The following is a 4,763-nucleotide window of genomic DNA, read 5'->3' on the forward strand; positions in this document are numbered from 1 at the left end:
AGCCCACCACCCCGCCAGACCCGCCCGACACACGGGCCACCCGGTCGAGCCGGCACCCGGCCGAACCCGCCGACCCGACCTCTCCTGGGCCCACCCCACCTGACCACCGCCGCATGAAACCACGTAGCCGCCGTCCAGGTGGACGGCGGCTACGTGGACTAGATCCTGCCCTGGTCAGAACCAGAGGAACGGTACGACCATCGTCAGCAGGGTCACGACCGGGCCGATGACGACCATGGACAAGCCCCAGACGGTCAGGTCCCGGTTCACGCGGGGCCGGTCGTGCTCCACCGTCGAGGCCACGATCGTGGCGCCGGTGGTGCCGAACGGCGCGCAGTCGACCAGCGACGCGGAGATGGCGAGGGCGTAGATGAACCCTGTCGTCTCCAGGCCGCCGCCGGGCACGAGCAGCGGCACGGCGAGCGGGATGAGCGCGCCGATGATGCCGATGGTCGAGGCGAACGCCGAGACCAGGCCGGCCACGATGCAGATCACCAGCGCGGCCACAATCGGCACGCTGACCGAGCGGGCGGCCTCGCCGAGCTGCTCGATGGCGCCGAGGCGGGTGAGCACCTCGACGTAGGTGATGATGCCGCCGAGCAGCAGGATGGTGCCCCAGTCGATCCGCGCGATGCCGCGACGTCCGACGCCGGGGTCCACGAGGGCGAGGATCACCGCGATGGTGAGCGCCACGACGCCGAGGTTGATGTCCACGTCGAGCGTCGTGAGCAGGAAGAACCCGCCGATCAGCGTAAGGATCGAGACGATCACCAGCACCTGCATCGCGGTGATCTTGGTGGGCGCCTTGACCTCGGTGCGCTCCAGCGTCGCGACGCCGCCGGAACCGCCGGCCGGAACGCCCGCCCCGCCCACGGCGCCGTCGGGCCCGTTGTCACGGGCCTGGCGCGTGCGCTGGATCAGCTCGCGCCCGCCGAACATGAAGAACGCCGCGAGCACGACCAGGGCGTTGACGCCCACCGACAGCCCGAACATCAGGGCCGCGTTGTACGGGATGTCCGCGCTGGAGGCGACGGTCTGCACGGTGATGCCGACGATGCTGGTCGGCGCGAGCGCGCCACCGACGATCGCGGAGCTCATCGCGATGCCCATCATCGTGGAGCTGATGCGGTGCGTCGCAGCCAGGCTCATGGCGATCGGCACCACGGCGAACGCCGCGTGCGAGGTGCCGAGGCAGGCCACGCCGGTGGCGATGAGCCACAGGCCCCAGGGGAGCAGCGCGACACGGTCGCCGATCAGCCCGAGCGAGCGGTCCACGAGCCAGTCGATGGTGCCGGTCTCGCGGGCGATGCCGAACAGGTAGGTGATGCCCACCAGGATGATCAGGGCGTCGACGGGGAACCCGCCGAGCACGTCGTCCAGGCCCTCGCCCACGACGCCGATGCCCACGATGAAGGCGGCGACCAGCGCGAGCGCCCCCATGTGGACGTTGCGGAGCGCGGAGATCCCGAAGACCAGCGCGAGCCCGATCAGGGCGATGATCTCGGCGGTCATGCCGCGGTCTCCTCTCGGAGGCGTGCGGTGTGGGTGCACGCGGCGAGAATCGTCATCGATCGTCTCCGTTCGTCTCGGTGGTGCGGGCGGCGCCCGCCAGGTAGGCGTCCAGCGCCGGCTCGTCGACGCCCTCGACGTCGTCGAGCCCGATGAGGGCTCCTCGGGCGACGGGCTTGGCCAGCCGCGCGCCGTCGAGGAGGTAGTAGGGCGAGACGCCCTCGGCCGGGTCGAGCATGACCGGGGCGACCCCGGCGATCTCGTGGTGGTGGCCCTCGACCCTGAGCACCGCGCCGACGGCGAGGTCCTCCGTGGCACGGGCGGCCAGCAGCATGGTCGGCCGGGCCGGCGGGGCCGGTGCGCGGTCGACGGCGGCGTGCACGGTCAGCGGCGTCTCCACGCCCATGTAGTGGTACGGCCAGTAGACGCAGGCGTACTGCCCGTCCCTGCTGATCACGTGGCCCTTGCCGCGCAGCAGCTCCCAGGTGGCGGGGTCGCCGGTACGCACGACGGCGAAGACGCCGCCCGCGAAGCTGGCCTCGCCCGGCAGGCGCAGCGCCGAGAACACGTCGACGACGCCGTCGTGCTCCAGGATGCCGCCGTCCGCGCGGGCGGAGTAGATGTCGGCGAGCTCGGCGATGCGGGCCACCGGGTAGTGCATGGCCTCAACGTCGGCGGAGGCCCCGGTGCGCGTGGCGACCACGGCCATCTCGCACGAGTCGGCGGCCGCGGCACGCTTGAGGCCGCGGACGGCGTCGGCGCGGCGGGCGAGGGTGCCCGCGACGTCGTCGCCCAGCTCCAGCAGGTCGAGCAGCGCGGGAGCCTCGACCGTGACTCCGGCCTGCGTGACGCGGCCGGTCGCGGGGTCGAGCTCCAGGTCGTACTCGCCGGACTTGCCGATGGCCACGATGTCGAGGCCGACGGCGCTGACCCAGTCGACCAGGCGCAGCAGGTTGGCGGGCTGGTCGCCGTCGCCGGGCAGGTAGCTCAGGCCCTTGGCCACGGCGCGGGCGCCGAGCTCGACGCCCACGACGGTGTCGACCTCCTTGCTCACCATGACCACGTGCGTACCGTGGTCCAGGGCGGCCGCGGCGTAGCCGAAGCCCGCCGGCACCCGGCCGCAGGCCTCGACGAGCACGTCGATGCCCGCCCAGTCCAGGGCGTCGGCCGAGGCCACGAGCGCGATGTGGTCCTGCTCGACCAGGCGTGCGGTGGTAGCAGCGTCGGCCGACTCGGCCACCCGGTCCGCCGGGACGCCCAGCTCGTCGAGCATGCGCCGCACGCCCGCGACGTCCGGGTCCACCAGCACCGCGGGGCGGATCTCGGGCGTCAGCGCCAGCTGAGCCAGAAACGTACGTCCGTAGCCGCCGTTCGCCCCGGTCAGGGCGACACGGAGGGGACCTCGCGTCCGAGAGACGTGATTGAGGATCACCGTTGTTCCGATCGTCGTGCACCGGCTCGGCGTTCGAGCGGGCTGGCCGCCACTGTGCCACAGGTTTCTACTATCTTCCAACTTCGCATCAAATAGTCACAGCATGTGAGAGGATCTGATCATGCTGGGATCCATCGCCGACGACTTCACCGGCGCCACCGACCTCGCCACCATGCTGCGCACCGCGGGCCATCGCGTCTCCGTGGTGATCGAGAACGGCGCGCTCTCCCCCGAGCAGCTCCGCGAGGTCGACGCCGTGGTGGTCGCGCTCAAGACGCGCACCGCGCCGCGCGCCGAGGCCGTCGCCGCCTCGCTCGACGCGCTGGACCGCCTGCGCTCGTGGGGCGCGGACCGGTTCTACGTCAAGTACTGCTCCACGTTCGACTCGACCGACGAGGGCAACATCGGCCCGGTGCTCGACGCCGTGTCCGACGCCGTGGGCGCGCGCCGTGCCGTCGTCGTCCCCGCCCTGCCCGCCAACGGGCGCACGGTCCACGACGGCCACCTGTACGTGGGCCGCGACCTGCTGGAGCACTCCTCGATGCGGCACCACCCCCTGACCCCCATGACCCGCTCGCGGGTCATGGACCTGCTGCGCCCGCAGACGGCGTACGACGTCGCCGAGGTGACCCTGCCCGTCGTGCGCGACGGCGCGGGCGCCGTCCGCGCGGCGCTGGACGCGTCGGAGGCCCGGTACGCCGTGGTCGACGCGACCACGGACGCGGACCTGGTGACGATCGGTGCCGCGACGGCGGACGACGTCCTGGTCTCGGGTGGTTCCGGCCTCGCGCTGGGGATCCCCGGACCGCGCCTGACCGACGCCCTGTGGTCGCCGCCCGCGAGCGGACGCGGCGCGGTGCTGTGCGGCAGCGTGTCCGCCACGACGCTGGCCCAGATCGCGCACGCCGCGCGCACCCAGCCGGTCCGGCTGGTCGACGTCGCATCGGCTACCGCCGACGAGGAGGGCACGATCGCGGAGCTCGCCGACTGGGTGGAGCAGCAGGACCCGCAGACGCACCCCGTGGTGTGCGCGGCGCGCGAGCGCTCCGACGTGCGCTCGCACCTGGACGGCGTCGAGGTGGCGCCCGTGGTCGAGCGGGTGCTCGCGGGCGTGGCCCGGCGGCTGGTGGAGCGCGGTGAGGTGACCGCACTGATCGTCGCGGGCGGCGAGAGCAGCGGCTCGGTGGTGCGCGCCCTCGGCGTGCAGGCCCTGCACATCGGGCCGGAGCTGGCCACCGGCGTCTGCTGGTCCGTGGGCGCGGTGGACGACGACCCCGGCCGGACCGTGGCCCTGGCGCTGAAGAGCGGCAACTTCGGCGGCGAGGATCTGTTCACCGCGGCGTGGGAGGTGCTCGCATGAGCGTGACCGCACTGATCGCGGCCGGCCGCCAGCTCGTCGAGGCGGGCCTGAGCCCGGGCAGCAGCGGCAACGTGAGCGTGCGCGACGGCGACCGCGTGCTGATCAGCGGCACCGGCACGTCGCTGGGGAGGCTCACGCCGGACGGCATCGCCGAGGTCTCGCTCGACGGCACGCACCTGGGCGGGGCCCGCTCGTCCAAGGAGACGCCCCTGCACACGGCGTTCTACCAGCGCGAGGACGGCTGCCGCGCGGTGGTGCACGTGCACTCGCCGCACGCCGTGGCGCTGGCCTGCCTGGAGCCGTGGGCCGCGCACAACGCGGTGCCGCCGCTGACGCCGTACTTCGTGATGCGCGTGGGGCAGACGCCGCTTCTCCCCTACCGGCACCCGGGCGACCCGGCCCTGGGCGACGACCTTCTCGCCGCGCCGTGGCCGCTGCGCGCGGCGCTGCTGGCGAGCCACG

Annotated in this window: 4 protein-coding genes; 2 read left to right on the plus strand and 2 right to left on the minus strand. The window is 73.2% G+C overall.

The features are described 5' to 3' along the window. Positions 1-174: 174 nt before the first annotated feature. Positions 175-1,512, minus strand: a complete 1,338-nt coding sequence (locus tag PROKR_RS25050) for an SLC13 family permease (protein ID WP_036969030.1) — start codon at positions 1,510-1,512, stop codon at positions 175-177. Positions 1,513-1,564: 52 nt separating this feature from the next. Beyond that, complete coding sequence (locus tag PROKR_RS25055; RefSeq protein WP_051433335.1) at positions 1,565-2,941, minus strand: homoserine dehydrogenase; 1,377 nt, start codon at positions 2,939-2,941, stop codon at positions 1,565-1,567. 121 nt (positions 2,942-3,062) lie between these two features. On the opposite strand from PROKR_RS25055, the gene otnK reads away from it, so the two are divergent. Both otnK and PROKR_RS25065 read left to right on the plus strand, forming a co-directional pair. Next, complete coding sequence (gene otnK / locus PROKR_RS25060) at positions 3,063-4,301, plus strand: 3-oxo-tetronate kinase (protein ID WP_036969032.1); 1,239 nt, start codon at positions 3,063-3,065, stop codon at positions 4,299-4,301. Further along, the coding region (locus tag PROKR_RS25065; protein WP_036969034.1) for a class II aldolase/adducin family protein at positions 4,298-4,763 on the plus strand (466 nt) is incomplete at its 3' end. The genes otnK and PROKR_RS25065, both read left to right, overlap by 4 nt.

Origin of the sequence: Promicromonospora kroppenstedtii DSM 19349 (assembly GCF_000515355.1) — a bacterium.
Taxonomy (GTDB): Bacteria; Actinomycetota; Actinomycetes; order Actinomycetales; family Cellulomonadaceae; genus Promicromonospora; species Promicromonospora kroppenstedtii.

Excerpts from the sequence above, each read along its gene's own strand:
- PROKR_RS25050 (WP_036969030.1), bottom strand. The coding sequence starts at position 1,512 with ATGACCGCCGAGATCATCGCCCTGATCGGGCTCGCGCTGGTCTTCGGG.
- otnK (WP_036969032.1), top strand. The coding sequence starts at position 3,063 with ATGCTGGGATCCATCGCCGACGACTTCACCGGCGCCACCGACCTCGCC.